Here is a 2,687-nt window from a genome sequence, read left to right as displayed (position 1 = left end):
AAATCAGCGTTATAAATGTTGTGTTTGGGTAGTGTATCAATTGTATGGTTTTTATTTATTGAAATGTCTAGTCCTGAAATAGCGATACACAAAAATTGCCTTTGCAAGCCCTCGATCAATTGAGTATATTTACAACGCAACGGGGCAAAAACTGAAGAAAATTGTAAAAGAGGCCAGCGGTACAACTCATACTGATTATCTGGGAGGATTTCAGTACAGGTATAGCGAAGACCAAAGTATTCCGGTTGATCCTGTTGAGCCAGGCGGTGGAGAGCCAGATCCTCCTGCACCGGATGATCCGGGGAACAGAGATCCCCCTATTGATGGATACGATCCGGTTCCTAAAGATCCACCGGTAGAAGCGAATCGTTTTGGTGGCTTCACAGCACAATCGGCAAGTCAGGCCGCTCCATCGCGACCAACCTTAGAGTTTTTCCCTACGGCAGAGGGGTATTATGATTACATAGGTAAAAAATATGTGTACCAGTACAAAGATCATTTGGGTAACATACGATTGAGTTACGCTAAAAATCCCGCAACGCAAGTTCTTACTATTATTGACGAGAATAATTATTATCCTTTTGGATTGAAGCACAAGGGATACAATGATTATGTAACTAAAAGTAATAAGTATAAGTATAATGGCAAGGAGCTCCAAGACGAGCTGGGACTTAACATGTACGACTATGGATCTAGATTTTATGACCCTGCAAGAGCAGGTTGGAGCAATATTGATCCACTTGCGGAGAAGATGAGAAGGCACAGTCCATATAATTATTGTTTTAATAATCCAATGAGTTTTACAGACCCTGATGGAATGGCACCTGATGATTGGAGAATTAATTATGTTGATAAAAACGGAAAACAACAAGAATTTATTTTTAATGGAGGTGCGACAGTTCTACCTGATAACCAATTTGTAAGGGATTTTGTAAGCGCTTATAATTACGATGTTAATAATGGTGGTGGGCAAGGTCTAAAGTCAGTTGCAGAAAACCCTAATTTAATGGTGGATGTTCAACAAACTGATGGAGTTACAACTACTGATCAACCTTCATTAGCTCCGAATTCAGGTGATTATAATGTTGTAAAATGGAATCCAAATATGGGATTAGAGACAACGAGTGGAAATATTTTATCTCCAGCAACTGTACTAGACCATGAAGGAGACCACGCAGGTAAATATGCAGCTGAAGGAAAAGTTAAAATGAATCTTAGGCTTGGTAAAGAAGATGCCCAGTATGATAATAAAGAAGAGAAAAGAGTTGTCACTGGTTCGGAACAAAGAACAGCTAGGGCAAATGGAGAAGTTGCAGCTCCTGAAGTTACTAGAAATAATCATCAAGGGTTACCAGTCATCACAAACTCTCCAACATCAACTAACGTTAATGCATCCAAAACCGTGCAATTTAATCAGAAGATGGCTAACCAAGGAATATTCTATAATCCTTCTTTTGAAAAATACAAAAAGTAATAAACTATATAAATTATGAAAAGCATATTTTTAACAATTATTATATTTTCAGCCTTAAATTGTAATATAAAAAATGAACCTTCAATAGCTGATAATCAATATTTAGAATTTTTTTACTTCAAAGGGAATAAACTTTTTCCTTTTAGACTTAATTGTAAATCTATACGAAGTGAAATGTTTAGAGATGATGTAAAATATAAAAAAATAGAAGATAGAGAATACATCGAGAGATTCACAAAGGAATATGAAAAATTGAAAACTGAAAAAAAGCAAAATGAAATAGATGTGCGTATGCAAATAATTTTTCATAATGGTAAAATCACAGATACCATTTGCATGGGAAGTCATTTTGGCATCAAAATTAATGGAGTAAAGAAAAAAGATTCTAAACCTTTTTTAAATTTAATCCAAGAAAAGATGTATGAACCAGAAAAATAGATAAGGTAACTAGTAAGAAAAAAATATAGCTTTGGCTATAAAAAGTAGTTTTAAATTATTAATCAAAATAAAAACCTAACAACTGGATGAATAATTTGGTGTTAGGTTTTTTTTATGTCTAGTGGTTTTAGGTAATGTTCCAGATTAGGTGTTTTTGCAAAATAAAGATGTAACGGACTGAAAAAGAATATAACATTTTAATTCTTGAATAGAAAAAGAGACGACTGGTTGGTCGCCTCTTTCGTTTTTTGTCTTTTAATAAGCCTTAAAATGATTTTGCTTTAACTTAGTGTTTCAAATTAGGTCATGAAAATAAAATGTAATTCTTGCAATAATAAATGCATAAAAAATGGATTTCAATCTGAGGGAAATCAGCGTTATAAATGTTGTGTTTGGGTAGTGTATCAATTGTATGGTTTTTATTTATTGAAATGTCTAGTCCTGAAATAGCGGTACACAAAAATTACCTTTGCAAGCCCTCGATCAATTGAGTATATTTACAACGCAGCGGGGCAAAAACTGAAGAAAATTGTAAAAGAGGCCAGCGGTACAACGCATACAGATTATCTGGGAGGATTTCAGTACAGGTATAGCGAGGACCAAAGTATTCCGGTTGATCCGGTTGACCCAGGCGAGGGCGGTGGAGATCCAGAACCTCCTGCACCTGATGATCCGGGCGACACTGATCCTCCTATTTTTACTCCGGATCCAGTAAAAGATCCACCGGTAGAAGCCAATCGTTTTGGTGGCTTCACAGCACAATCGGCAAGTCAGG

General features: G+C 35.8%; 4 protein-coding genes. 2 read left to right on the top strand and 2 right to left on the bottom strand.

Annotation, left to right across the window (positions count from 1 at the left end; all coding sequences use genetic code 11):
- Positions 1-210 precede the first annotated feature (210 nt).
- Positions 211-384: a hypothetical protein gene (locus JO950_RS22380; protein ID WP_237732423.1), complete on the bottom strand. Its 174-nt coding sequence runs from the start codon at positions 382-384 to the stop codon at positions 211-213.
- 130 nt (positions 385-514) lie between these two features.
- On the opposite strand from JO950_RS22380, the gene JO950_RS21640 reads away from it, so the two are divergent.
- Both JO950_RS21640 and JO950_RS21635 read left to right on the top strand, forming a co-directional pair.
- Positions 515-1,474, top strand: a complete 960-nt coding sequence (locus JO950_RS21640) for an RHS repeat-associated core domain-containing protein (RefSeq protein ID WP_237732422.1) — start codon at positions 515-517, stop codon at positions 1,472-1,474.
- A gap of 15 nt (positions 1,475-1,489) precedes the next feature.
- Positions 1,490-1,912 carry a hypothetical protein gene (locus tag JO950_RS21635; protein ID WP_202704496.1) on the top strand — a complete coding sequence of 141 codons (423 nt, stop codon included), beginning with the start codon at positions 1,490-1,492 and terminating at the stop codon, positions 1,910-1,912.
- 578 nt (positions 1,913-2,490) lie between these two features.
- Here the strand turns inward: JO950_RS21635 and JO950_RS21630 are convergent.
- Positions 2,491-2,667, bottom strand: a complete 177-nt coding sequence (locus JO950_RS21630; protein ID WP_202704495.1) for a hypothetical protein — start codon at positions 2,665-2,667, stop codon at positions 2,491-2,493.
- Between the last annotated feature and the right edge of the window lie 20 nt (positions 2,668-2,687).

Origin of the sequence: Flavobacterium sp. UGB4466 (assembly GCF_903469665.1) — a bacterium.
GTDB lineage: Bacteria > Bacteroidota > Bacteroidia > Flavobacteriales > Flavobacteriaceae > Flavobacterium > Flavobacterium lipolyticum.
The sequence above is the reverse complement of the archived record's forward strand: the minus strand, read 5'-3'. Positions and strand labels throughout refer to the sequence as shown.

Bases quoted from the DNA above. Each gene is read 5' to 3' on its own strand.
- JO950_RS21635 (WP_202704496.1), top strand. From the start codon at position 1,490: ATGAAAAGCATATTTTTAACAATTATTATATTTTCAGCCTTAAATTGT.